This window comes from Ancylobacter novellus DSM 506, assembly GCF_000092925.1.
GTDB lineage: Bacteria > Pseudomonadota > Alphaproteobacteria > Rhizobiales > Xanthobacteraceae > Ancylobacter > Ancylobacter novellus.
Map to the genome: position 1 here is coordinate 2,300,031 of NC_014217.1, position 25,411 is coordinate 2,325,441.

At 67.2% G+C, this 25,411-nt stretch carries 20 protein-coding genes and 2 tRNA genes; 3 read left to right on the forward strand and 19 right to left on the reverse strand.

The genetic code is table 11. The features are described from left to right. Positions 1 to 48 precede the first annotated feature (48 nt). The 3 genes from SNOV_RS11015 to SNOV_RS11025 are packed head-to-tail and all read right to left on the reverse strand — an operon-like array spanning position 49 to position 4,950. Positions 49 to 3,165, reverse strand: a complete 3,117-nt coding sequence (locus tag SNOV_RS11015) for an efflux RND transporter permease subunit (RefSeq protein ID WP_013167006.1) — start codon at positions 3,163 to 3,165, stop codon at positions 49 to 51. A gap of 17 nt (positions 3,166 to 3,182) precedes the next feature. Beyond that, on the reverse strand, positions 3,183 to 4,022 hold the full coding sequence (locus SNOV_RS11020) for a metal ABC transporter permease (RefSeq protein ID WP_013167007.1): 840 nt from the start codon (positions 4,020 to 4,022) through the stop codon (positions 3,183 to 3,185). After that, positions 4,009 to 4,950, reverse strand: a complete 942-nt coding sequence (locus tag SNOV_RS11025) for a metal ABC transporter substrate-binding protein (RefSeq protein WP_013167008.1) — start codon at positions 4,948 to 4,950, stop codon at positions 4,009 to 4,011. Before SNOV_RS11025 ends, SNOV_RS11020 begins: the two co-directional genes overlap by 14 nt. A gap of 498 nt (positions 4,951 to 5,448) precedes the next feature. Here SNOV_RS11025 and SNOV_RS11030 point away from each other — a divergent pair, with 498 nt between their 5' ends. After that, positions 5,449 to 6,636 carry an acetate/propionate family kinase gene (locus tag SNOV_RS11030; RefSeq protein ID WP_013167009.1) on the forward strand — a complete coding sequence of 396 codons (1,188 nt, stop codon included), beginning with the start codon at positions 5,449 to 5,451 and terminating at the stop codon, positions 6,634 to 6,636. A 7-nt stretch (positions 6,637 to 6,643) separates the two neighbouring features. Here SNOV_RS11030 and SNOV_RS11035 read toward each other — a convergent pair whose 3' ends face one another. From SNOV_RS11035 to SNOV_RS11095, 13 genes are all read right to left on the reverse strand, one after another. Further along, positions 6,644 to 7,045 (reverse strand): DUF1801 domain-containing protein, encoded by a 402-nt coding sequence (locus SNOV_RS11035; RefSeq protein ID WP_013167010.1) that lies wholly within the window; start codon positions 7,043 to 7,045, stop codon positions 6,644 to 6,646. 10 nt (positions 7,046 to 7,055) lie between these two features. After that, entirely contained in the window at positions 7,056 to 7,520 is a 465-nt protein-coding gene (locus SNOV_RS11040; protein WP_013167011.1) for a DUF1801 domain-containing protein, read from the reverse strand. A gap of 33 nt (positions 7,521 to 7,553) precedes the next feature. Next, positions 7,554 to 8,324: an ATP12 family chaperone protein gene (locus SNOV_RS11045; RefSeq protein WP_013167012.1), complete on the reverse strand. Its 771-nt coding sequence runs from the start codon at positions 8,322 to 8,324 to the stop codon at positions 7,554 to 7,556. Then, entirely contained in the window at positions 8,321 to 8,992 is a 672-nt protein-coding gene (locus SNOV_RS11050; protein ID WP_013167013.1) for an HAD-IA family hydrolase, read from the reverse strand. The genes SNOV_RS11045 and SNOV_RS11050 overlap by 4 nt, the downstream gene beginning before the upstream one ends. Positions 8,993 to 9,167: 175 nt before the next feature. Continuing rightward, positions 9,168 to 10,139 (reverse strand): metal ABC transporter substrate-binding protein, encoded by a 972-nt coding sequence (locus SNOV_RS11055; protein WP_013167014.1) that lies wholly within the window; start codon positions 10,137 to 10,139, stop codon positions 9,168 to 9,170. A 358-nt stretch (positions 10,140 to 10,497) separates the two neighbouring features. Then, a tRNA-Val gene (locus tag SNOV_RS11060) sits at positions 10,498 to 10,573 on the reverse strand. 273 nt (positions 10,574 to 10,846) lie between these two features. After that, the gene (locus SNOV_RS11065; protein ID WP_013167015.1) at positions 10,847 to 11,125 is read right to left on the reverse strand and encodes an HU family DNA-binding protein; all 279 of its coding nucleotides are present in this window, start codon (positions 11,123 to 11,125) and stop codon (positions 10,847 to 10,849) included. Between the two features lie 314 nt (positions 11,126 to 11,439). Beyond that, entirely contained in the window at positions 11,440 to 13,878 is a 2,439-nt protein-coding gene (gene lon, locus SNOV_RS11070; RefSeq protein WP_013167016.1) for an endopeptidase La, read from the reverse strand. A gap of 258 nt (positions 13,879 to 14,136) precedes the next feature. Beyond that, on the reverse strand, positions 14,137 to 15,408 hold the full coding sequence (gene clpX, locus SNOV_RS11075; protein WP_013167017.1) for an ATP-dependent Clp protease ATP-binding subunit ClpX: 1,272 nt from the start codon (positions 15,406 to 15,408) through the stop codon (positions 14,137 to 14,139). Positions 15,409 to 15,782: 374 nt separating this feature from the next. Next, positions 15,783 to 16,415: an ATP-dependent Clp endopeptidase proteolytic subunit ClpP gene (clpP, locus tag SNOV_RS11080; protein WP_013167018.1), complete on the reverse strand. Its 633-nt coding sequence runs from the start codon at positions 16,413 to 16,415 to the stop codon at positions 15,783 to 15,785. Between the two features lie 163 nt (positions 16,416 to 16,578). Further along, a complete protein-coding gene (gene tig / locus SNOV_RS11085) occupies positions 16,579 to 17,931 on the reverse strand; it encodes a trigger factor (RefSeq protein WP_013167019.1) in 1,353 nt (450 codons plus the stop codon). A gap of 129 nt (positions 17,932 to 18,060) precedes the next feature. After that, positions 18,061 to 18,145 (reverse strand) — tRNA-Leu (locus SNOV_RS11090). A 149-nt stretch (positions 18,146 to 18,294) separates the two neighbouring features. Then, positions 18,295 to 19,785, reverse strand: coding sequence for an NAD(P)H-hydrate dehydratase (locus SNOV_RS11095; RefSeq protein WP_013167020.1), 1,491 nt, complete (start codon positions 19,783 to 19,785; stop codon positions 18,295 to 18,297). 375 nt (positions 19,786 to 20,160) lie between these two features. On the opposite strand from SNOV_RS11095, the gene SNOV_RS11100 reads away from it, so the two are divergent. After that, complete coding sequence (locus SNOV_RS11100; protein WP_013167021.1) at positions 20,161 to 20,499, forward strand: P-II family nitrogen regulator; 339 nt, start codon at positions 20,161 to 20,163, stop codon at positions 20,497 to 20,499. A gap of 183 nt (positions 20,500 to 20,682) precedes the next feature. Further along, the gene (glnA, locus tag SNOV_RS11105; protein WP_013167022.1) at positions 20,683 to 22,092 is read left to right on the forward strand and encodes a type I glutamate--ammonia ligase; all 1,410 of its coding nucleotides are present in this window, start codon (positions 20,683 to 20,685) and stop codon (positions 22,090 to 22,092) included. 228 nt (positions 22,093 to 22,320) lie between these two features. On the opposite strand, the gene SNOV_RS11110 is transcribed toward glnA, so the two are convergent. From SNOV_RS11110 to rpsI, 3 genes are all read right to left on the reverse strand, one after another. Next, positions 22,321 to 23,517 carry a GGDEF domain-containing protein gene (locus tag SNOV_RS11110; protein ID WP_013167023.1) on the reverse strand — a complete coding sequence of 399 codons (1,197 nt, stop codon included), beginning with the start codon at positions 23,515 to 23,517 and terminating at the stop codon, positions 22,321 to 22,323. Between the two features lie 114 nt (positions 23,518 to 23,631). Beyond that, on the reverse strand, positions 23,632 to 24,801 hold the full coding sequence (locus SNOV_RS22630; protein ID WP_013167024.1) for a GGDEF domain-containing protein: 1,170 nt from the start codon (positions 24,799 to 24,801) through the stop codon (positions 23,632 to 23,634). Between the two features lie 132 nt (positions 24,802 to 24,933). Next, positions 24,934 to 25,410 carry a 30S ribosomal protein S9 gene (rpsI, locus tag SNOV_RS11120; protein WP_013167025.1) on the reverse strand — a complete coding sequence of 159 codons (477 nt, stop codon included), beginning with the start codon at positions 25,408 to 25,410 and terminating at the stop codon, positions 24,934 to 24,936. Position 25,411: the final 1 nt, after the last annotated feature.

The following is a 25,411-nucleotide window of genomic DNA, read 5'->3' on the forward strand; positions in this document are numbered from 1 at the left end:
GCCGGCGCCCACTCGCCGGTATCTTATTGTGGCGCAATCGGGAACGCATCAATAGGCCCCCTTCAGCTGCGTGCCGGAGTCATTCGCGGTGGTCACAAGATTTTCCAGCGCCCGCGGCGCGAAGCGCTGGAACAGCAGCGGCGTGAGCACGGTGTCGAGGATGGTGGAGCTGAGCAGCCCGCCGAAGATCACCACCGCGACGGGGTGCAGGATCTCCTTGCCCGGCTGGTCGGAGCCGAGCAGCAGCGGAATCAGCGCCACCACCGCCGAGGCGGCGGTCATCAGCACCGGCACCAGGCGCTCATTGGCGCCGCGGATGATGAGGTGCTCGTTGAAGGTCTCTCCCTCGTGCTCCATCAGGTGGATGTAGTGGTTGATCTTGAGGATGCCGTTGCGGGTGGCGATGCCCGCCAGCGTGACGAAACCCACGATCGAGGCGATGGAGACGTCGACGCCGCTGATCTTCAGCGCCAGCACGCTGCCGATGAGGGCGAGCGGCACGTTGCCCATGATGATGCCCGCCAGCAGCATCGACTTGAAGCGGACATAGAGGATGGCGAACACCAGCGCGAAGGAGATCAGCGACAGGCCGGCGAGGCGCAGGGTCGAGCGCGCCTGCTCGGCGAACACGCCCTCGAACTGGATGAAATAGCCCGGCGGCAGCTTGATGTTGGCCATCATCTCGTGGATGCCGGCGACGGCGAGATTGTCGTTGCTGCCGTCGCCATTGGCGGTCACGAGGATGCGGCGCTGGTTGTTCTCGCGCAGGATGTCGTTCGGGCCGGACGTCTCCGAAACGCGGGCGATGGCGGAAAGCGGCACCTGCCCGGCCGGTGTGTCGACCAGCACCGAGCTTAGCTGCGCCATCCGGCGGTCGGGGTCGCCGAGGCGTATCACCAGGTCGAAATGCTTGATGCCGTCGATGATCTCCGAGACCTCGTCGCCATTGGTGAGCGCGGCGATGCGCTGGGTCATCTCGCCGGGCTGCACGCCGTAGAGCAGCGCGCGGTCGGGGTCGAAATGCACCTGGATCTGCGGCACCGGCACCTGGCGCTCGATGTTCACGTCGGTGAGGCCGGGAATGGTCCTCAGCCAGGCCTCGACGTCGCGGCCGACGGTGCGCAACGTGTCGAGATCGGGACCGAAGATCTTCATCACCACCTGCGCCGGCACGCCGGTCAGCATGTGGTCGATGCGCATGGCGATGGGCTGGCTGATGCTGAACGCGCCCGGCAGGCCGGCGAGGCGTGCGCGCACATCGTCCATGATCACCTTGAGCGGGCGTTTGCTGCGCACCAGCTCGAGCTCCAGCTCGGTGACGTTGACGCCGAGCGCGTGCTCGTCCTGTTCGGAGCGGCCGGTGCGGCGGCCGACCTTCACCGCCTCGGGGATGCCCTGCAGCACCTTCTCCGCGGTGGCGGCGATGCGGCTCGATTCGTCGAGCGAGATGCCCGGTTCGAGCACCAAGGGGATGACGAGCGCGCCCTCGTTGAACTTCGGCAGGAAGGAGCGCGGCAGCGACGGCACCACGCTGGCGGCGACGAACACCGCGATGCTGATGGTGGTGATGACCGGCGCGGGATGGCGCAGCACCCATCCGAGCAGGCGCGTATTGGTCGCCTTGAGCCGCCGCACCAGCCCGCTGTCATGCTCCTCGATGCCCTTGGTGTTGGGCAGGAGATAGGAGCACAGCACCGGCGTCAGCGTGATCGAGACGATGAGGCTCGCCAGGATCGACACGATGTAGGCGATGCCGAGCGGCGGGAACAGCCGCCCCTCGATGCCGGGCAGCGCGAAGAGCGGCACGAAGACCAGCACGATGATGGCGGTCGAATAGACGATGGAGGAGCGCACCTCCTGCGAGGCGGTCGCGATGACCTCCAGCGAGGGCAGCGGCACCGCCCGCTGGGCGTTCTCGCGCAGGCGGCGGAAGATGTTCTCCACGTCCACCACCGCGTCGTCGACCAATTCGCCGATGGCGATGGCCAGGCCGCCCAGCGTCATGGTGTTGATGGTCATGCCCATCCAGCGCAGCACGACGAAGGTCGTCAGCACCGAGACCGGGATCGCCACCAGCGAGATGGTGGTGGTGCGCACGTTGAACAGGAACAGGAACAGGATGACCGCCACCGCCAGGATGGCCTCGGTCAGCACCTGTTCGAGATTGTTGACCGCCGCGTGGATGAAGTCGGACTGGCGGAACAGGAACTCGTTCACCACCGTGCCCGGCGGCATGGAGCGCTGCAGCTCCGCCAGCACCCGCTCGACCTCGGCGGTCAATTTGACCGTGTCGGCCTGCGGCTGCTTCTGCACCGAGATCACCACCGCTTCCTCGCCCATGAAGCCGGCCGAGCCGCGCCGCTGCTTGGGCTGGAAGGAGACCTCGGCGAACTGGCGCAGCAGCACCGGCTGGCCGAGGCGGTGATCGACGACGACGTTGCGCAGGTCTTCGAGATTCTGCGTGCGCGAGACGTTGCGGATCAGGAATTCCTGGTCGCTCTGGTTGACCACGCCGCCGCCGGCATTGGAGCCGAACGCCTGCAGCGCGGTGCGCAGCTCGTCGACCGTGACGCCGAGCTGGCTCATGCGCAGCATGTCCAGCGTCACGCGGTATTCCTTGACGAGGCCGCCGATCGGCACGACGCGGCCCACGCCCGGGATGGATCGCAGCCGCATGCCCACCGTCCAGTCGGCGAGTTCGCGCAGCTCCATGGGCGAGAGCACGGTGCTGGAAACCGCCACCAGCGCGATCTCGCCCATATAGGAGGAGATCGGCGCCATGATCGGGCGCACGCCCGCCGGCAGTTCGGCCTGCACGGTCTGCAGGCGCTCGGCGACGATCTGCCGGTCGATGTAGATGTTGCCGTCCCAGCCGAACTCGACGAAGACGATGGACAGACCGTTAGTGGAGGAGGAACGCACGCGGGTGACGCCCGCCGCGCCCGCCATCGCCGCCTCGATGCGGGCGGAGATCTGCAGCTCGATCTCCTCCGGCGCCAAGCCCGGCGCCTCGGTGAGGATGGTCACCAGCCCCTTGTTGAGCTCCGGCAGCACGTCGACCCGCAGCTCGCTCAGCGAGACGCCGCCATAGATCATGCCGACGGCGAAGACCATCAGCACCAGCAGCCGGGCCTTGAGGCTGATATTGACCAGGAAAGCGAACATCGTCCCGTCCCGCTTTCCTATTCGCCGGCTGCCGGCGCGCCAGCGGGCCCGTGATGATGGGACCCGTGGTGATGGTGAGGCTCAGGCAGCGCCGGCGCCTCGTCCGTCTCCCGCGCCGACAGCACGATGGCCGTGCCGAGCGCCACGGTGACGAGGGCGCAGACGATGGCCGCGCCGGTGGAAATGTCGAGCACCGCCGAGCCGATGAGCCCGATCAGATAGCCCGCCGTCCCGATGTTGAAGGCGATCATCAGCCGCCAGCGCCGCGGCGCGTACATGGTCGCCAGCGCCGGCACGATAAGCGAGGCGAAGACGAGCAGCACGCCGACGATCTGTACCGAGGCGGTGATCATCACGGCGAAGACGCCGTAGAACAGGATGCGCTCCTTGGCGAGGTCGCGCAGATACCACAGCGCCAGCGCCACGCCGGAAAGCACGCCGAGCACGATGAGCTGCGTGCGCGACACCCAGAGTATCTGCCCGACCAGCAGCTCCTTGAGATATTCCGAGCCGTTCGGGCTGTAGGACAGCAGCACGATCTGCAGCGCCGCGGCGACGATGTAGAGCACGCCGATCAGCGCCTCCTGGATCGCCGGGAAGCGCTTGTCCGTCCAGGTGAGCAGCAGCGAGCAGCCCACGGCGGCGCCGACCGCGCTGAGCTGAACGGACCAGCCGCTGGTCGCGCCGAGCACCATGTTGCCGAACACGACGCCGAGCGCAGCCACCTGCGCCAGCGCGATGTCGATGAAGATGATGCCTCGGCTGAGCACGATCGCACCGAGCGGCACATGCGTGGCGAGGATGAGCAGCCCCGCCACCAAAGCGGGGCCGAGGATATCGAGACTAAGTGCGTTCACGGCCAGCCAGTCCGTCCAGCAGGCGCTGGACCGAGTCCTTGTAGAAGGTGATGAGGTCGGTCGCTTCCGGCGTGCCGCCCACGGTGAACGGGATCTTCACCAGCGGGATCTTGGCGTTCTGCGCCACGTAGCGCGACGGCGCCGGATCCTCGTAGGCGGCATAGATGATGAAGCGCATCTTCTGCTTCGGCACGTCGGCGATGATCTTCGCCAGACGGTCCGGACCCGGCGCGACGTTGGGCTCGGGCTCGACGATCGCCGCGGTGCGGATACCCAGCCAGTTGAACAGATAGGTCGAGTGGTCGTGCTGGACGGCGATATTGATGCCCTTCAGCGGCGCCGCCTTGGCCAGCAGTTCCTTGGTGACGGCGGTGAGCTGGCTGTTGAACGCCTTGGTCCGCTCCGCGTAGACGTCCTTGCCTTCCGGATCGAGCTGGATCAGCCACTTGGCGAGCTGGCCGGCGATCAGGCGCACATTGTTCGGATCGCCCTGGACATGAGGATGGACCTCTTCCTCCTCGGCCTCCCCGCCCACTTCCTTCTCGCCTGGATTATGCTCCTCGATCACCTTGGCGTACTCGCCGGCCATGAAGTGGCCGGGCTTGCCCTTGGCGACCTTGGGGTTGTTGGCGCGCTCCATCAGTGTGGGCAGCCACTCCTCCTCCAGCCCGATGCCGGTGCACAGCAGCAGGTCCGCCTCGGCCAGCGCGGCGATGAGGCCGGGCGTGGGCTTCAGATTGTCGGGGTTCTCGTGCGCGCTGGTGGCGAGCGTGATCGTGCCGATTCGGTCGCCGCCGATCGTCTTCACCAGCGACGCCCATTCGGGCACGCAGGCGAACACCTTCAGCGGCGCTGCCATGGCGGACGTCGCGGCAGCAGATAGCAGCAGCGCCACCCCGGCCAGAGCCGCAGTGAATGCCCTCTTCATCTATACCCCCCAATGGAAGCGTCGCGACCCGCCGCAACGCCGCACCTTCCGGCGCTCTTGCCCTTTACCGCCTTCGTACGGAGCCCGCGCCCAGAAGTACCGTAACACCGCAATTTCAGCTGAGCGCTGTGTCTTCGGTACTACAATAGTTGCCAATGCCGATGACAAAACAATTTATCGAGAAATTCGCGGCAGAAGCAAAGGAAAAGCTTGAAATGAGCCGCCCCTGCCCTATCGCACTGGCGGCACCTTCCGCAGCAGCGCGCCTTCCGCCCTTCCGGCATGGGCGAATAGTTCGAAATTCGTTGTTTCTGCTTCCTCTCGGCGAGGCCGGGCGGCTGGCATTTTCGTCGGCTACGCAAACGGAAAGCGGGCTTCGTGCCTTGCGCCCGGCCGGGGACGCTGGCGCTATGACACGATCCGTGTCGTGCTGTCGTCAGCGGCCGCAAGCAGGCTGCGGACCTGAACGAAACGCCGGACGAGGACAGGGGTCGGGTCGTGAGTGAAGCTCTATTCGTCGTCAATGCCGGCAGCTCCAGCATCAAGTTCAAGCTCTACCGGGTCGCCGGCACCGATGCCGCGCCGATGGTGAGCGGGGCGCTGGACGGCATCGGGACGCGCCCCCGCCTGCAGGCGAAGGACGAGACCGGCGCCGTGGTGATCGACCGCAGCTTCACGGCGGAAGAGATCGCCAAGCCGGCCGATGCCCAGCACGCCATCAGCGATTTCGTCGCGCCGCTGCTCACCGAGCACGACCTGATCGGCGTCGGCCACCGCGTGGTGCATGGCGGGCCGCATTACGACCACCCGGTGCTGGTCGACGACGAGGTGCTGAAGACGCTGGAGGGCTTCATCCCGCTCGCGCCGCTGCACCAGCTCACCAATCTCGACCCGATTCGCGTCATCCGCGAGCGCCGGCCGGACCTGCCGCAGGTCGCCTGCTTCGACACCGCCTTCCACCGCGGCCATCCGGAAGTGTGCGACCGCTTCGCCCTGCCGCGCGAGCTCTATGACGACGGCGTGCGCCGCTATGGCTTTCACGGGCTGTCCTACGAATATGTCTCCGGCGCGCTGCGCGAGCTGGCGCCGGAACTGGCGCATGGGCGGCTGGTGATCTGCCACCTCGGCTCGGGCGCCTCGGCCTGCGGCCTCATCGACGGCAGGAGCCAGGACGCCACCATGGGCTTCACCGCGCTCGACGGTCTGCCCATGGGCACGCGCTGCGGTGCGCTCGATCCCGGCGTGGTTCTGCACCTGATCGAGCAGAAGGGCATGAGCGCGGCCGAGGTCGGGCACATGCTCTATCACGACAGCGGCCTGCGCGGCCTGTCGGGCCTCAGCAACGACATGCGGGAATTGCTGGCGAGCGATGACCCCGCCGCCGCCATGGCGGTCGACTATTTCTGCCTGCACGTCGCCCAGGCGGTGGCGCGGCTGGCGGTGACGCTGGGCGGGCTCGACGCGCTCGTCTTCACCGCCGGCATCGGCGAGCGCTCGCCGGAGGTGCGCGCCCGCGTCTGCGCCCGGCTCGGCCTGCTCGGCATTTCGCTCGATGAGGTCGCCAACGCCGCCAACGAGACGTGGATCGACGCCGACGGCCCGGGGCCAAGCGTGCTGGTCATCCCGACCGACGAGGAACGGATGATCGCCCTCGCCACGCTGCGACTGCTGCGGGCGACTGCCTGATCGCCGTTCAGCGGCGGGCGGCGGGCTTCGCGCTATTCAGCGCCACGGCGGCGCGGATGAGCGCCTTGAACGCCTCCTCGTCGATCGCCTCGCCCTCGCTTATGTCGATGGCGCGGCGCACATTGCCTTCGAGGCTGGAATTGAACAGGCCGGTGGGGTCGTCCAGCGCGGCGCCCTTGGCGAAGGTCAGCTTCACCGCGCTCTTATAGGCCTCGCCGGTGCAGAGGATGCCGGCATGCGACCACACCGGCACGCGCCATTTCCATTCTTCGGCCACCTCGGGATCGGCTTCCCGGATCAGCGCGCGCATCTTGGCGAGCGCCGCGCCGCGCCAGCCGCCGAGTTCGGCGATCCGTTCGTCGATCAGCTGGGAGGCCGGCTTGTCTCGCTGCGGCTCGCTCTTGTCCAAGACGCGTCTCCTACGGGACCCAGCCGGGAATACCGGAGGCCTGCCTGACCCAGCGCGCGACGAGTTCCTCGTCGAGCGCCTCACCCTCATTGATGTGGAAGTAGCGCGTGTTCGCGTCCTTCGACGTGACCGGCGGCACCGGGTCCAGCGCCGCGCCGCGGAAGAACGCCAGCTTGATGTAGCGGTTGAAGCAGTGGATGCCGAGGAACCAGCCCTGCCCTTCCATGCCGTAGAGCGGCGAATTCCATTTCACCGCCTTGCGCACGCCGGGTACGGTGCGCTCGATCAGCGCGTCGAGGCGCCGGCCGACCTCGCTCTTCCAGCCCGGCATGGCGGCGATATAGGCCTGCACCGGCGCGTCGCCGTCGCCCTTGGCGATCTGCGGGTTGCCGCCCGAAAGCAGCTTCGGCGCGGCGGGCGCGTCCTTCTCGGCGGGCTTCTTCGACGTCTTCCTGGCGGAGGGGGTTTCCTTCATCGGGCCATCCTTCTTCAGGCGGTCGGGATCGGTCTATCGCTCCAGCAGGGCCACCAGCCGCGCCGCCGCCTCGAAATCGCGGAAGCGGGCCGCCCGGCGCGCCAGCGCCTCGGCGTCGGTGCCCCACAGCTCTTCCTGGATTTCCTCGTCGGCATGGGCGGCGCGCCAGGCTTCCTGCGCCGTGATCCGCCCGCGCGCCACGGCGAGCGCGATCACCGCCGAGCCGCTCAGCGTGGTCATCAGGTTGAGCGCCGCGAGGCGCAGCGGCTCGTCGGGCAGCGCGCCGGCGATCGCCTCCAGCGTGCGCTCGGGCTGGTCGACGAAGCGCACGCCCTCGCTCAGCACGAAGACGGCGCCGAACTCCTCGCGCGCCCAGTCGAGCAGCGGGTCCCACAGCGCGCCCTGCAGCGCCACCAGCTTCTCCGGGCTGTCGGCGCGGTAGCAGAGCAGGTCGCTGCCGGCATAGCGGGCGATCTCGCCGGCGACCTCCTCCATCGCGCTCGCGACGCCGTCGAGGGCGGAATTGGCGAGCCGCGTCATCGGCATACTCATCGGGTCGATGAGTTCACCCTGCGCCTGCCATTCCGCCGCCAGCGCCTGCGCCAGCGCCTCGCCCGGCACGGCGATGAGGTTTCGTCCGGGTGTGCGCACCGGCCGCCCGTCCAGCTCGATGCGGAACAGCCCCTCCCCGACCGGCGCGACGGTGGCGGCCTTGTAGAAGCGCTTGGGCAGCTTGCGCTCGCCCATGCCGGGAGGCAGGCCGGGCGCCAGCGGGATGTCCTTGCCGCGGTCCTGATCGCTCACGGCACCGCCTCCCACACCTCGTCGATGGCGCGCATCAATTCGTCGGCGTCGGAGACCAGCCGCTCGGCGCCGGACTGCCGCAGCAATTCGGTCGTGTGATAGCCCCAGGTGACGCCGATGGCGCGGGCGCCGGCGGCGCGGGCCATGACCATGTCGAAACTGGTGTCGCCGATCAGCACCGTGTCCTCCGGCTCGGCCCCGGTCGCCGCCATCGCCTGCAGCACCATGGCCGGGTGCGGCTTGGAGGGCGCGTCGTCGGCGGTCTGGATGGTGGAGAAGAACCCATCGAGGCCATGATGGCCGAGCACCATGGCGACGCCGCGCTGCGACTTGCCGGTGGCAATGCCAAGCACCACGTCGTCGCGGGCGGCGAGCTTGTCGATCACCCCGCGCACGCCGGGAAAAAGCGGCTCGAAGAAGTCCTGCTCGGCGCGCAGCTCGCGGAACGCCTCGCGGTAGAGCTCGGCCAGCCGCTCGGCGGGAAAGCGCGGATCGTCCTCGCCGAGCCGGCGCATCGCCTCCACCAGCGACAGGCCGACAATGCCGAGCACCGCCTCGCGCGGCGGCAGGACGAGGTCGGCGCGGGCAAAGGCGCGGGTCATGGCGGCGACGATGACATGCTGGCTGTCCACCAGCGTTCCATCGCAATCGAAGAGGACAAGCTTCACGGCAACGCATCCGGCTGGGCAGGAAAGGCTGGCCGTCTTCTATCCCCGCCGGCGGCGCGCGCCAATGGCACCGCCCCTCACAAAAGCATCGCGCCGGCACCGAGTGTTCCCCGATACCGGCGCGATGTCATTCCATGTCAGCCCAGCGAGCGGACCCAAGGGGGTCCGCTGGGCGTCAGTCGCGGGCCTTGCCGGCGTAGCCGTCGAGCAGCCGCGCGACGGAATCGCGGTAGAGGCCGAACAGGTCGTTCGCCTCCGGCGTGCCGCCGACAGTGAAGGGCAGCTTCACCAGGGAGATCTTGGCTTTCTCGCCGATGTAGCGCGAGGGCGCCGGGTCCTCATAGGCGGAATAGGTGATGAAGCGGACCTTCTGCTTGGGCACCAGCTCGATGATCTCGGCCAGATGCGCCGGGCCCGGCGCCACGCCCGGCTCGGGCTCGAGGGTGGCGGCGGTGCGCACGCCGAGCCAGTTGAGCAGGTAGATCGCGTTGCCGTGCTGCACGACGACGTTGGCGCCCTTCAGCGGCGCCGCCTTGGCCTTGAGCTCCTTGGTCAGGGCGGTGAGCTCGCCGATGAACGCCTTGGTGCGCTCGGTGTAGCCATCCTTGCCTTCCGGATCGAGCTGGATCAGCCGCTTGGCGAGCTGGCCGGCGACGAGGCGCACATTGTTCGGGTCACCCTGGATGTGCGGGTTGCCACCCTCGTGCTGGTGGCCGCCGCCCTCAGCCGCCTTCTCCCCGGGGCCCCCGTGGCCGTGCTCGTCCTCTTCGTCTTCGAGCAGCTTCACATATTCGCTGGCCATGAAGTAGCCGGGCTTGCCCTTGACCACCTTGGCGTTGCCGGCGCGCTCCAGCATTGCCGGCAGCCAGCCCTCCTCGAGTCCCGCGCCGGTGCAGACGATGAGGTCCGCTTTGCTCAGCGAGGCGATGAGGCCGGGCGTCGGCTTCATGCTCTCCGGATTGTCGAGCGCCGAAGTGGCGAGCGTGACGTTGGCGAGCCGGTCGCCGCCGATCGCCTTCGCCAGCGACGCCCATTCGGGCACGCAGGCGAAAACCTCCAGCGGCGCGGCCTTGGCCGTGGTCGCGGCGGCGGAAAGCAGCAGCGCCGCACCCGCCAGAGCCGCCGTGAATGTCCGCGATGCCTTCATAAGTCCGTCCCCCTGCAAGGCATCACGTCCCACCGCGATACCGCGCCGTCATCGGCGCACCAAGCTAGACCGCGGCGCGCTGCGATGCAGCACGGCGGTTTCCCGCAACGGAGAATACCGGGATCAGGCGTTTGTCAAAATGAAATATCGAGAACAACGGCTGGCCGGAGCGCGAAAAATCTTCACTGCAACGTTATCGGCCGGATGGCTGCGAGTTTTGCCGAAGGAGATGCGCCCCGCTCTCCTGCGGAACACCGGATAGTTCAAGATTCGTTCTATCGACATGCAGGCAATACGCCTCGACGGAGGGTGCCTCGTCCATGTCGGGGAAAACGGGACCAACCGGCCTCTCAGGCCATGGTGGGCGGTGACGGGCTCGAACCGCCGACCCTCTCGGTGTAAACGAGATGCTCTACCAACTGAGCTAACCGCCCGCGCAGCCTTACCCGCGCAGCCTCGCCGGTGGCAAAAGCCATCCGGGGCCGGACGTACCGCCGGCCGCGTCCTGCGCCGGCCGTCATTAAGCATCAGTGAAGCGATGCGACAAGCCCGAGGCGCGATAAGGGCGGGGCGAAGCGCCATCTCTCGGGCGGCACCCGGCACTTCGGCCGGGGCTGCGTCCGCCGACCGGAGGCCGGCGGACAGGAACCGCTTGCGCCCGCGCCACGTCCCGTCCTGCGGGGGGCGCGAACGTCCAGCGAGAAGGATCAGCCGTTGACGGTTTCCTTCAGGCCCTTGCCGGGCGTGAACTTCGGCGCCTTGGAAGCCTCGATCTTGACCGGCTTGCCGGTGCGCGGGTTGCGGCCCTCGCGCGCGGCGCGGGTGACGACGGAGAAGCTGCCGAAGCCGATCAGCTTCACTTCCTCGCCGGCCTTCAGCGAAGCGGCAATGGCGTCAAAGGTGGCGTCGACCGCAGCCGCGGCAGCGGCCTTCGTCAGCTTCGCCTGCTCGGCAACAGCGGCGACGAGTTCGTTTTTCGTGGTCATGTGACCGATCCTTCCCTTGATTGCACAAGAATCGCCGGCTGCATGCTCCGACGACGGGCGGGCACCCTTTCTCCAAATCGCGACGATTGCAAGCTCCCCAGCCCAGAAACCCGCACAAATACACGACTTCCGTATAGTTGATGGTATTTAGGAACCGTAAAATCGCCGAAAAAGTACCGCCTGCAATTTAGGCGACCACGACCCATCCGCCCGAGCGCGCAAAGCCGCCGCCGGACGGGCATGAAAAAAGCGGCGGCGCCCTTGTGGGACGCCGCCGCTCCTTGACTTCGCAACCGGCCCGAAGGCCGGCATTTTCAGTGCGCGGCGACGCCGCTGGAATCCTCGCGGGCGATCGCCGGATCGATCTCGGCGGCCGGCGGGAGCACCTTCTCCTCCCACACGATCGGCTCGGGCTGGCGCGTCAGGGCGTGGTGCAACACCTCGTCCATGCGCGACACCGGCACGATCTCCAGCGCGTTCTTCACGTTGTCCGGGATCTCGGCCAGATCCTTGGCGTTCTCCTCGGGGATCAGCACCTTCTTGATGCCGGCCCGCAGGGCCGCCAGGAGCTTCTCCTTGAGGCCGCCGATCGGCAGCACCCGGCCGCGCAGCGTGACCTCGCCGGTCATGGCGACGTCGCGGCGGATCGGGATGCCGGTCAGCACCGAGGTCAGCACGGTCGCCATGGCGACGCCGGCCGACGGACCGTCCTTCGGGGTCGCCCCCTCGGGAACGTGGACGTGGATGTCGCGCCGGTCGAACAGCGGCGGCTCGATACCGAAATCGAGCGCGCGCGAGCGGACATAGGAGGCCGCCGCCGAGATCGATTCCTTCATCACGTCGCGCAGGTTGCCGGTGACCGTCATCCTGCCCTTGCCGGGCATCATGACGCCTTCGATCGTCAGGATCTCGCCGCCGACCTCGGTCCAGGCGAGGCCGGTGACGACGCCGACCTGGTCCTCGGACTCGGCCTCGCCGTAGCGGAACTTCGGCGCGCCGAGATAGTCCTCCAGCTGCTTGACCGTGATCTTGACCGTCTTCTTCTTGGTCAGCATCAGGTCCTTCACCGCCTTGCGGGCGAGGTTGGAGATCTCGCGCTCGAGGTTGCGCACGCCGGCTTCCCGCGTGTAGCGGCGAACCAGGGTGAGCAGCGCCTCGTTGTCGATCGACCATTCCTTCGCATCCAGGCCGTGCTTGGCCAGGGTCGAAGGGATGAGGTGGCGACGGGCGATCTCGACCTTCTCGTCCTCGGTGTAGCCGGCGATGCGGATCACCTCCATGCGGTCCAGAAGGGCCGGCGGGATGTTCAGCGTGTTCGCCGTGGTCACGAACATCACGCTCGACAGGTCGTAGTCGACCTCGAGGTAATGGTCGTTGAAGGTGTGGTTCTGCTCGGGGTCGAGGACCTCAAGCAGGGCCGAGGACGGGTCGCCGCGGAAGTCCGCGCCCATCTTGTCGATCTCGTCGAGCAGGAAGAGCGGGTTGGACTTCTTGGCCTTGCGCATCGACTGGATGATCTTGCCGGGCATCGAGCCGATATAGGTCCGACGGTGGCCGCGGATCTCCGCCTCGTCGCGCACGCCGCCGAGGGCGACGCGCACATATTCGCGGCCCGTCGCCTTGGCGATGGACTTGGCGAGCGAGGTCTTGCCGACGCCGGGCGGACCGACAAGGCACAGGATCGGGCCCGTCAGCTTGTTCTGACGGCTCTGCACGGCGAGATACTCGACGATGCGGTCCTTGACCTTGTCGAGACCGAAATGGTCGGTGTCGAGCACGTTCTGCGCGTAAGGCAGATCCTTCTTGACCTTGGAGCGGTTGCTCCACGGGATCGACAGCAGCCAGTCGAGATAGTTGCGCACCACGGTGGCCTCGGCCGACATGGGCGACATCTGGCGGAGCTTCTTCAGCTCGTGCGTCGCCTTCTCGCGGGCTTCCTTGGTGAGCTTGACGGTCTTGATGCGCTCTTCCAGCTCGGCCAGCTCGTCACGGCCGTCCTCGCCGTCGCCCAGCTCCTTCTGGATCGCCTTCATCTGCTCGTTCAGGTAGTACTCGCGCTGGGTCTTCTCCATCTGGCGCTTGACGCGCGTGCGGATGCGCTTCTCGACCTGCAGGACCGAGATCTCGCTCTCCATCAGGGAGAGCACCTTCTCGAGGCGCGTGGTGACCTTGAGGATCTCCAGCACCGCCTGCTTCTCGGGAATCTTGACCGCCAGATGCGAGGCGACCGTGTCCGCCAGCTTCGAGTGGTCCTCGATCTGGGTGACGACGCCGACGACCTCGGGCGAGACCTTCTTGTTCAGCTTCACATAGGAATCGAACTCGGCCAGCACCGAGCGCCCAAGCGCCTCGGCCTCGACCTTGGAACCCAGATCCTCCTCGAGCGCCACCGCTTCCGCCTCGTAGAGGTCGGTACGGTCGGTGTAGTGGCTCACCTTGGCGCGCGAAATGCCCTCGACCAGCACCTTCACCGTGCCGTCCGGCAGCTTGAGCAGCTGCAGCACGGAGGCGAGCGTGCCGATCTTGTAGATCGAGCTGGTGGACGGGTCGTCGTCGGAGGCGTTCTCCTGCGTCGCGAGCAGGATGAAGGTGTCGTTCCGCATCACCTCTTCGAGCGCGCGGATGGATTTCTCGCGGCCGACGAACAGGGGCACGATCATGTGCGGGAAGACGACGATGTCGCGCAGCGGAAGAACAGGGAAGGTCTGCGAGACGCCGGGCGTGAGCGCGGTGCGAGGCTTGGGGCTCGTCATGGCTCTTTCCTTTCTGTTGACGGCCGGCCCCGTTCCCCGGACGCATAACGCGCCACGAGGCGGAACCGTGCCGCAATGCGGCCGGAACGCGAACGTTGATCTCTGTGCGGGAGCTGCTGGCTAGGGCGCGCGAGGCACGTAGATGCGGTCGAGGACCGGTGGTTGGAATTCAGATGGATACGGCCCCTCCCCCCGTCAAGGGAGCTCCCCGTATCGGTGGCCGGGCGCATTCGCCCGGCCATGTCCGTCGTCCGTTCCTCAGGCACTCGCGCCCGCATCGCCGGCCGCCCGATCCGCATAGATGTAGAGCGGACGTGCGTTCTGCTCGACGACCTCCTTGCTAATGACGACCTCCTCGACCCCTTCCAGGCCGGGCAGATCGAACATCGTGTCGAGCAGGATGCCTTCCATGATCGAGCGCAGGCCGCGCGCGCCGGTCTTGCGCTCGATGGCCTTGCGGGCGATGGCGCCCAGCGCCTCCTCATGGATGGTGAGCTCGACATTCTCCATCTCGAACAGCCGCTGGTACTGCTTGACCAGCGCGTTCTTCGGCTCGGCGAGGATCTTCTTCAGCGCCTCCTCGTCCAGATCGCCCAGCGTAGCGATCACCGGCAGGCGGCCGATGAATTCCGGGATCAGCCCGTACTTCAGCAGATCCTCCGGCTCGACCTCGCGGAACACCTCGCCCGGCTTGCGGTCTTCGGGCGCGGCGACGACCGCGCTGAAGCCGATCGACGTGCCCTTGCCGCGCGAGGAGATGATCTTGTCGAGGCCGGCGAAGGCGCCGCCGCAGATGAACAGGATGTTGCTGGTGTCCACCTGCAGGAATTCCTGCTGGGGATGCTTGCGCCCGCCCTGCGGCGGCACGGAGGCGACCGTGCCTTCCATGATCTTCAGAAGCGCCTGCTGCACGCCTTCGCCCGACACGTCGCGGGTGATGGACGGGTTGTCGGACTTGCGGCTGATCTTGTCGATCTCGTCGATGTAGACGATGCCGCGCTGCGCCCGCTCGACATTGTAGTCGGCCGACTGCAGCAGCTTGAGGATGATGTTCTCCACGTCCTCGCCGACATAGCCGGCCTCGGTGAGCGTGGTCGCGTCCGCCATGGTGAACGGCACGTCGAGGATGCGGGCGAGCGTCTGCGCGAGCAGCGTCTTGCCCGAGCCCGTCGGCCCGATCAGCAGGATGTTGGACTTGGCCAGCTCGACGTCGCCGGCATGCTTCGTCGCGTGGTTCAGGCGCTTGTAGTGATTGTGCACCGCCACCGAGAGGACGCGCTTGGCATGGAACTGGCCGATCACGTAGTCGTCCAGGACCTTGCAGATTTCCTTCGGGGTCGGGATGCCGTCGCGCGACTTCACCAGCGAGGACTTGTTCTCCTCGCGGATGATGTCCATGCACAGCTCGACGCATTCATCGCAGATGAACACGGTAGGTCCCGCAATCAGCTTGCGGACCTCGTGCTGGCTCTTGCCGCAGAACGAGCAATAAAGAGTGTTCTTGCTGTCGCCGCCGCCAACCTTGCTCATGCGTCTCTCCGTCCGCTCGACGGCCCGGACACCCGGGACCGCCCCAGTCTCGCAGGCCGCCGCGGGCCTCCAAGGGGGGAGAAACGCGACGGCTCGAAATGGCCGTCAAAAGGAAGCGACTTAAGGGTCCGATCGTCTGCTCCAGCCAAGCACGCTAGAAGCGACACGATCAAGCGGGCATTCGTGCCATCCCCGACTTAGCGCGGACCGGCGTCTGCCGCGTTGTCCCCCGTCACACCTCCCGGCGACACTTCATGCTGTTGTCATGCAAGCGCGATACCGCGATGCACGCAAGAGCGCGCTGCAAAAGAACGCGCCCTCGCCCCTCAATATAGGAAGCCGGCGTGGCTTCGGAAACACGGCGCCGGAGCCCGTCAGGGCTTGGCCGGGGCTTCGTCCGGGCGCTTGTCGATCACATTATCGATAAGACCGAAGGACTTGGCGTTGTCCGAGGTCATGAAATTGTCGCGCTCCAGCGCGTCCTCGACCGCCTTCAGGTCCTGCCCGGTGTGCTTCACATAGATCTCGTTGAGCCGCTTCTTGAGGCTCAGGATCTCCTGCGCGTGCAGCATGATGTCGGTCACCTGGCCCTGGAAGCCGCCCGAAGGCTGGTGCACCATGATTCGCGCGTTCGGCAGCGCAAAACGCATGCCCTTCTCGCCGGCGGTCAGCAGCAGCGAACCCATGGAGGCCGCCTGGCCGATGCACAGCGTCGACACGGCCGGCTTGATGAACTGCATCGTGTCGTAGATGGCGAGCCCCGACGTCACCACCCCGCCCGGCGAGTTGATGTACATCGAGATTTCCTTCTTCGGGTTCTCCGCCTCGAGGAACAGCAGCTGCGCGACCATCAGGGTCGCCATGTTGTCCTCGACCGGGCCGGTCAGGAAAATGATGCGCTCCTTCAGGAGGCGCGAATAAATGTCGTAGGAACGCTCGCCCCGGTTGGTCTGCTCGACCACCATCGGGACCAGGTAATTCATATAAGTATCTATCGGGTCACGCATATTCCGATCCTCGGCGATCCGACGCAATGCGCCGCCCGCAAATCAACCCCGCCCCACAATAATGGGAAAGCGTGTCCCTGCCAGTCTGCCGGGCCATTAAGCCGCGGCGGACGGGCCACGCCCGGCGCGGCCCGTCATGAGAGTGGCCTCAGGCGGCCAATAATCAGGCAGCCTTGTCGGCCTCGTCCTCGGCGTAGAGCTCCTCGCGGGTGACGGGAACTTCCTTCACCTTGGCGAGCTCGAGCAGGAAGTCGACGACCTTCTCCTCGAAGATCGGCGCACGGAGGCTCGCGAGCGCCTGGGCATTGTTGCGGTAGAATTCCCAGACCTGCTGCTCCTGCCCCGGGAACTGGCGGGCACGCTCGACGACGGCGCGGGTCACCTCGTCGTCGCTGACCTGGATGTTGTTCTTCTCACCGATTTCCGCAAGCACCAGGCCGAGACGCACGCGACGCTGCGCGATCTTCTCGTAGTCGGCGCGGGCGGCTTCCTCGGTGGTGTCCTCGTCGGCGAAGGTGCGGTTCTGCGCCTGCATCTCCGAGGTCACCGAATCCCAGATGCCCTGGAATTCCTGCTCGGCCAGCGTCGGCGGCACCTCGAACTGGTGCAGGCCGTCCAAAGCGTCGAGCAGGCGGCGCTTCACCTTGTTGCGGCTCTGGGCATTGTGCTCCTGGGCGATGCGGCTCTTCACCTGCTCCTTAAGCGCCTCGAGGCTGTCCATGCCCAGCGTCTTGGCGAACTCGTCGTCGAGGTTGAGCTCGCCCGGCGCCTCGATGGTCTTGGCGGTCACCTCGAAGGAGGCGGCCTTGCCGGCGAGATTGGCGGCCTGGTAGGCCTCCGGGAAGGTCACGTTGACCGTGCGGGTCTCGTCCGCCTTGATGCCGACGAGCTGCTCCTCGAAGCCGGGGATGAAGCTGTTGGAGCCGAGCACGACCGGGATGTCCTCGCCCGAGCCGCCCTCGAATTTCTCGCCGTCGATCGAGCCGACGAAGGAGACGGTGACGCGGTCGCCGTTCTCGGCGGCGCCTTCCTTGGCGGTGAAGGGACGGTTGGCCTCGGCGATGCGCTTGACGGTGTCCTCGACTTCCTCGTCGCCGACCGCCAGCACCGGCTTCTCCAGGGAGATCGCCTTGAAGTCGCCGAGCTCGATCTTCGGCAGCACTTCGATGTTGACGGTGTAGGACAGGTCGGCCTTGCCCTCGATCACCTCGTTCACCGCCGCCTCGTCCTGCGGCAGCTCGACCTTGGGCTGCATGGCGAGCTTGAAGCCGCCATCCTCGACGATCTTGGTGTTGGCCTCGTTCACGGCCTGGTCGATCACCTCGGCCAGCACGGACTTGCCATACATGCGCTTGAGGTGCGCGACCGGCACCTTGCCGGGGCGGAAGCCGTTGAGCCGGACCTTGTCCTTCAGCTCGTTGAGCCGGACCTGCGCCTTGGCGTCGAGTTCGGCGGCCGGCAGCACCACGCGATATTCGCGCTTCAGACCTTCGGCGAGGAGTTCGGTGACCTGCATGTTCAATCGGCCTTCGTCTCTGATCCCGCTTGCGCGGCGTTCTCGAATTTCGGTGCGCGGACCACGGCTCGACGCCGCAGCCTCGCTCGGGGCAAATCGGTCGGAAGCGGCGCCGGTGAACGGGAGAGCTGGTGCGGGCGGAGGGACTCGAACCCCCACGACTCTCGCCACTGGAACCTAAATCCAGCGCGTCTACCAGTTCCGCCACGCCCGCGGATGCATTCATCGCCCCGCCAAGGGCGCACAAACGCGTACCCGAGAAGGCGCCGCCAGCCGGGTGCGGGCTTATAGCACGGCGCTGCCGCAGCGCCAGCGCAAAATGCACCCCTCGCCGAGCCGTGCCGCGCACAGCTTTGCGAGCGCCTATACGGGCGCGCCGAGCCTGGCGAACAGGCGCCGATAGACCGGGCGCAGCGCGTCGACGAGATCGTCCGCGACGAGGCCGGGGCCGGCCTCTTGCGCCGCCTCGCCATGCAGCCACACGGCGCCGGCCGCCGCCTCGAAGGCGGGCATGCCCTGGGCCAGCAGCCCGCCGGCTATGCCCGCCAGCACGTCGCCGGCGCCCGCCGTGGCGAGCCAGGGCGGGGCATTGGCGGCGATGGCGGCGCGTCCGTCGGGGGCGGCGATCACCGTGTCCGGCCCCTTGAGCACGATCACCGCGCCGAGGCGAGCGGCCCCTGCCCGCGCGCGCTCCAGCTTGGACGGCGCGCCGAGTATGTCGGGGCAGCCGTCGAACAGCCGGGCGAATTCGCCGTCATGCGGGGTGGCGATGGCGGCGGGCGAGCCCTTGATCAGCCCGGCCAGCGTGTCGACGTCGCCCTTGAAGGAGGTGATGAGGTCGGCGTCGAGCACCAGCCGCCGGTCGGCGCAGGCGACGAGCCGGTCGCGGGCGCCCTGCCCCACGCCGACGCCCGGCCCGATGACGAGCGTGGTCAGCCGCCGGTCGGCCAGCAGCCGGGCGAGGTCGGCCGCATCGTCGACCGGCCGCACCATGATGGCGGAGAGATTCGCCGCGTGGATCGGCAGCGCCGGCGCCGGACAGGCCACCGTCACCAGCCCCGCCCCCGCCCTCAGCGCCGCGCGGGCGGTGAGCCGCGTCGCCCCGGTCGCCTGCGCCGGACCGGAGACGGCGACAAGATGGCCGCGCATATATTTGTGGCCGTCGGTGCGCGGCACCGGGAAGTGGCGCTCCCACAGCGCCGGCACATCCTCGAAGGCGCGGGGCTTTATCTCGTCAAGCACCGCCGGGTTTATGCCGATCTCGGCGACGGTCAGCGCGCCGCCATGCAGCCGGCCCGGCAGCAGCAAATGGCCAGGCTTCGGCCGGAAGAAGGTGACGCTCCAGCGCGCTCTGATCGCCGCGCCACGCACCGCGCCGGTGGCGCCGTCTATGCCGGAGGGCAGGTCCACCGCCAGCACCGGCAGGCCGCTTTCATTGACCCGCTCGACCAATGCACGGGCCTCACCGTCGAGGTCGCGGGCGAGGCCGGCGCCGAACAGCGCGTCGACGACGAGGTCGACGTCTTCGAAGGATGCGCCCGCGGCCGGCTCCACCGGCCCGTCCCAGCGCCCGGCCATGATCGCCGCATCGCCTCGCAGTTTGTCACGCGCGCCGAGCAGGGCGAGGCGCACCCGGTAGCCGGTACCCGCGAGCAGCCGCGCCGCGACGAAGCCGTCGCCGCCATTATTGCCCGGCCCGCACAGCACCAGCACGCGCGAGCCGACGCCCGAAGCCTGCGCGGCGACGCGGGCGACGGCGAGGCCGGCCCGCTCCATCAGCACGGCGCCGGGCACACCGTTGGCGATGGTGAAGGCGTCGGCGCGGCCCATCTCGTCGGGGGTCAGAAGTTCCATTCGCATGCACCCTGGGCGGACCGACGAGCGGCGCCGGCGGCCGCCGCGCAGCTTAGGCGAAAAGCCCGGCGCGAGGCGAGGCTTCGCCGGTAAGCGGGTGAGACGCGGCCAGGACGCAGCAATGCGCGGCATCTGCCTAATTTCCGCGCGCGATGAATCGGCAGTCTTCTGGAATAACAGCCTAATATATGGGCATACTGATTATTAATTAGCCAACTCAACGAAAATATCCGTTGTCGCTCCCGGTTTCCTCCGTGCAATGATCTGATATCCCGCTATTTTGGCAGCGACGGAAGTGCTTGGCATGGGTTCTGCTTCTACGCGACCCGACTCGGCCGGGCGTCGCGGATCGTCGAGTCAGGGAGACGAGATCAGATGAAGAAAATCGAGGCCATCATTAAGCCCTTCAAGCTGGACGAGGTGAAGGAGGCGCTGCAGGAAGTCGGCCTGCAGGGCATCACCGTCACCGAGGCCAAGGGCTTCGGCCGGCAGAAGGGGCATACGGAACTCTACCGCGGCGCCGAGTACGTCGTGGACTTCCTGCCCAAGGTGAAGATCGAGATCGTCGTCAGCGACGAGACGGTGGAAACCGCCATCGACGCGATCCGCCGCGCCGCCCAGACCGGGCGCATCGGCGACGGCAAGATCTTCGTCTCGAACATCGAGGAAGCCATCCGCATCCGTACTGGCGAGTCCGGCGTCGACGCCATCTGACGGCCTGCTTCAGGCGTAATCAGATAGGGTGCCGAGCCATCTGACAGCCGGCAACAAGCGTAGTATGGTTGTGCCCATAGAGCGCGCCGCATCCTGGCCGATGCGGCGCGTCTCGTTGTGCGACCAAACGCTTGGGACCCACCTGCCCTAAAAACCGGCAGTATCGAAAGAGGTACGGACAAGATGACGACGGCCAAGGATGTATTGAAGCTAATCAAGGATAACGACGTAAAATACGTCGACCTCCGCTTCACCGATCCGCGCGGCAAGTGGCAGCACGTGACCTTCGATATCTCGATGGTCGACGAGGACTTCTTCGCCGACGGCCAGGCGTTCGACGGCTCCTCCATCGCCGGCTGGAAGGCGATCAACGAGTCCGACATGCACCTGCAGCCGGACCTCGATTCCGTCTGCATCGATCCGTTCTTCGCCGAGACCACGCTGGTCGTGGTGTGCGACGTCCTGGAGCCGACCACCGGCGAGCCCTACACGCGCGACCCGCGCGGCATGGCCAAGAAGGCCGAGGCCTATCTGAAGTCCACCGGCATCGGCGACACCGTCTATATCGGCCCCGAGGCCGAGTTCTTCATCTTCGACGACGTGCGCTACAAGGCCGACCCCTACAACACCGGCTTCAAGCTCGATTCGATCGAGCTGCCGACCAATGCCGACACCGAATATGAGGGTGGCAACCTCGGTCACCGCGTGCGCACCAAGGGCGGCTACTTCCCGGTCCCGCCGGTCGACAGCGCGCAGGACATGCGCGGCGAGATGCTGGCGGCAATGGCGCGCATGGGCGCCAAGGTCGAGAAGCACCACCACGAAGTGGCTTCCGCCCAGCACGAGCTCGGCCTGAAGTTCAACACGCTGGTGACGATGGCCGACCACCTGCAGATCTACAAGTACTGCATCCACCAGGTCGCCAACGTCTACGGCAAGACCGCGACCTTCATGCCCAAGCCCGTCTTCGGCGACAACGGCTCGGGCATGCATGTGCACCAGTCGATCTGGAAGGGCGGCAAGCCGCTGTTCGCCGGCAACAAATATGCCGACCTCAGCCAGGAATGCCTGTGGTACATCGGCGGCGTCATCAAGCACGCCAAGGCGCTCAACGCCTTCACCAACCCGCTGACCAACTCCTACAAGCGTCTGGTCCCGGGCTATGAGGCGCCGGTGCTGCTCGCCTATTCGGCGCGCAACCGCTCGGCCTCCTGCCGCATCCCCTACACCACCTCGCCGAAGGCCAAGCGCGTCGAGACCCGCTTCCCGGACCCCGGCGCGAACCCCTACCTCGCCTTCGCCGCGCTGCTGATGGCCGGCCTCGACGGCATCCTCAACAAGATCGATCCGGGTCCGGCGATGGACAAGGACCTCTACGATCTGCCGCCGCGCGAGCTGAAGAAGATCCCGACCGTCTGCGGCTCGCTGCGCGAGGCGCTGTCCTCGCTCGACAAGGACCGGGAGTTCCTCAAGAAGGGCGGCGTCTTCGACGACGACTTCATCAACTCCTATATCGAGCTGAAGATGACCGAGGTGATGCGCTTCGAGATGACGCCGCACCCCGTCGAGTACGAGATGTACTACTCGGTTTGAGCCGCTCTTCGGCTGACGAGACGGAAAGGGGCGCCTTCGGGCGCCCCTTTTTCGTTGGGGTCGTGCCGGCCGTCAGGTCCGACTGGAAATTCCACTTCCCTCATCCGCGGGCTTGACCCGCGGACCCAGGAGGACCGGGTGCGCCCGGTCACTGGGTGGCCGGGCCAAGCCCGGCCATGAGGGCGGGAGGGTGGTTATGGCGAGCCGAAGGGATTGCGAGCCAGATACTCACGCCGCCGGCCGGTCCTCGGCCACGATGGCGGCGACCTCGATGCGGTTGCGGCCCTGCGCCTTCGCCTCGTAGAGCGCCGCGTCGGCGCGCGCCATGTTGCGCAGGATCGCCGCCTCGATCTCCTCGCGCGCCGGGCCCTGCGGCGCCGCCCCCAGCGCCAGCCCGATGCTGACCGAGCATTCCAGCGTGCCGGCACCGAGCTTCAGCCGGTTCAGCTCCTGGCGGAAGCTGCCGCGTATGCGCTCGGCGATCTGCCGGGCGGTCTCCGGCCGCACATCCGGCAACAGGGCCGCGAATTCCTCGCCGCCAATCCGCGCCGCGACGTCGCCGGGCCGCAGCTCCAGCAGCAGCACCTCGGCGAACAGCACCAGCACCCGGTCGCCGGCGGCATGGCCGAACTGGTCGTTCACCTGCTTGAAGCGATCGAGGTCGAGGACCATCAGCGCCATAGGCCCGCCCTTGCGGCTGGCCGGCACCGCCTCCTCCATGAAGCCGCGCCGGTTAAACAGCCCCGTCAGCTCGTCGTGCTGGGCGGCGCTGCGATAGCGCAGCTCGACCCGCTCACGCACCAGCAGCACCAGCGTGAAGCCGACGCAGATCAGCAGCAGCATGGCGAAGAGCCCGATCCAGGCGAGCCTCGGATTGGAGAACAGGATCAATCGGTTGTCGTCGACCATGAAGGTGGCGAACGGGGCCCGCAGTACCGTCATGGTCAGCGACAGTGTGAGCAGCCCCAGCAACAGCCCCCGCATGCGCGAGGGCGTCACCCAGCCTTTCCAGACCTGCGAGATGCACAGGAAGAGGAGCACGACGACGATGACCGAGCTCAGCTGGATGCGATGCACGATCGAATCGCGGAAGAAGGGAAGCTGGCACAGCGCGATCCACACCGCCGGCGCGATGAACGCATAGACCAGCCTCGGGCGGCGCCGGTCGAAGGCACGCAGGCCGGTCCATACCAGCCCGTAGCCGACGAACACCGCGGCGTTGGCGAGCTGGACGGAGACGAAATCCGGCACCAGCCCGCGCGACATCACGCCGGCGAGGCCGATCACGAACACGGTGCAGAACGCCGCCCAGTGAAGCAGGGCGGTCTCCTCCGGCGTCAACAGCCAGACCAGCGCCATGATGGCCGCCAGCATCAGCACGACCAACAGGACGACCGACCAGAGGGTCAACGGATCGAAGCTCATGCAGGGGCGACCGGACTCGAGGACCGCGCGGAAAGTCGTTGAACTATTGCCAATCGCGGCGCCACCGCAAAGAAAATCGGCGGCGATGACGCTACGTCGCGTGACCGGCCTGCCTCAGGAAGCCTGCGTCACGACCACCCGGTTGCGGCCGGCCGACTTCGCCTCGTAGAGCGCCCTGTCGGCCCAGGCCAGCAAGGCCTCCAGCCGCGCCGCACCGTCGCTGGGGGCGTCCGGGAAGTCGCCGCAGGCGACGCCGATGCTGGAGGAGCACTCCACCCGCGCCCCGTCGGGCCGCATCTGGCCGACGCCGGCCTGGAAGGCTTCACGGATGCGCTCCGCCGCCTGCCCCGCAGCGGCCTCGCTGGCGCCGGGCAGCAGCGCGGCGAACTCGTCGCCACCGATGCGCCCGACGATGTCGGCCTGGCGCAGGTTGATCCGCAGCACATGGGCGAACGCCTCCAGCACGCGGTCGCCCGTGGCATGGCCGAAGCGGTCGTTGACCTGTTTGAAGTGGTCGATGTCCAGGATGATCAGCGCCACCGGCCCGGCCGTCTCGCAGTTCGCCAGCGCGAGCTCGCTGAACCCGCGCCGGTTGAGCAGGCCGGTCAGTTCGTCGCGCCGCGCAGCGCTGCGGTGGAGCAGCTCGGCACGCTCGCGCACCATCAGCACCAGCGCGTAGTTGAGGAAGATGGCGACGCCGATCGCCACCAGCCCGACCACCGCATTGTGCGGCTCGGTGAAGGTGATGAGCTGGTTCTGCCTCACCTGCGTCGGCATCAGCGGGATGCGCGCGAGGTTCAGCACCAGCACCAGGAGCAGCACGACGAACACCGCCAGCCGCGGGCGCGACGGCGTGGTCCAGCCGCGCCATGTCTGCACGAGGCCCAGCGTCGCCAACAGGCCGATGAGCGCCGAGATCAGGATCACCCGGCTGCCGACCGATTCCCGGAAGGGCGGCAGCTGGCACAGCGCGATCCAGGCGAGCGCGATGAGGACGGCATAGAAGAGCCGCGGCCTTCGCCGGTCGAAGCGGCGCAGCCCGCTCCAGATGAAGCCGTAGGCCAGCAATATCGCGGCGTTGCCGAGCTCGATCGAGGCGAAATCCGGGATCAGCCCCCGCGCCATGCCGGCGGAGACGCCTGCCACCAGCAGCCCGGTGAAGGCGGACCAATAGCCCAGTGCCGATTCCTCTGGCGTGAGGAACCAGACGAACAGCATCGACCCTGCGAGCAGCAGTCCGACGATGAGGACCACCAGCCACAGCGTCCAGGGATCAAGCAGCATGAGATGCTCGGATGAACCGATGCCCCGAAACGACAAAGCCCCGCGCCACAGTACCGGCGAACGCGCGCCCTCCCAAAGCAAAAAGGGCGGGCCCGAGGCCCGCCCTTTTCGCCGAATGGATGGAACGCCGTATCAGCGCTTCGAGAACTGGAAGCTCCGGCGAGCCTTGGCCCGGCCGTACTTCTTGCGCTCGACCACGCGCGAATCGCGGGTGAGGAAGCCGCCCTTCTTCAGCGGGCCGCGCAGCTCCGGCTCGTAATAGGTGAGCGCGCGGGAGATGCCGTGGCGCAGCGCGCCGGCCTGGCCGGAGAGACCGCCGCCGGAAACGGTGGCGACCACGTCGTACTGGCCGGTGCGGGCGGCGGTAGCGAAGGGCTGCTGGATGATCAGGCGCAGAACGGGACGGGCGAAATAGGTTTCGACGTCGCGCTCGTTGACGAGGATCTTGCCGGTGCCCGGACGCACCCACACGCGGGCGACCGCGTTCTTGCGCTTGCCGGTGGCATAGGCGCGGCCCTGCTTGTCCAGCTTCTGGACATGCTTGGGGGCCTCGGCGGACTGGGACTTCAGGGCCTCGAGCCCGTCGAGCGACTGAATGAGCTCAGCCATG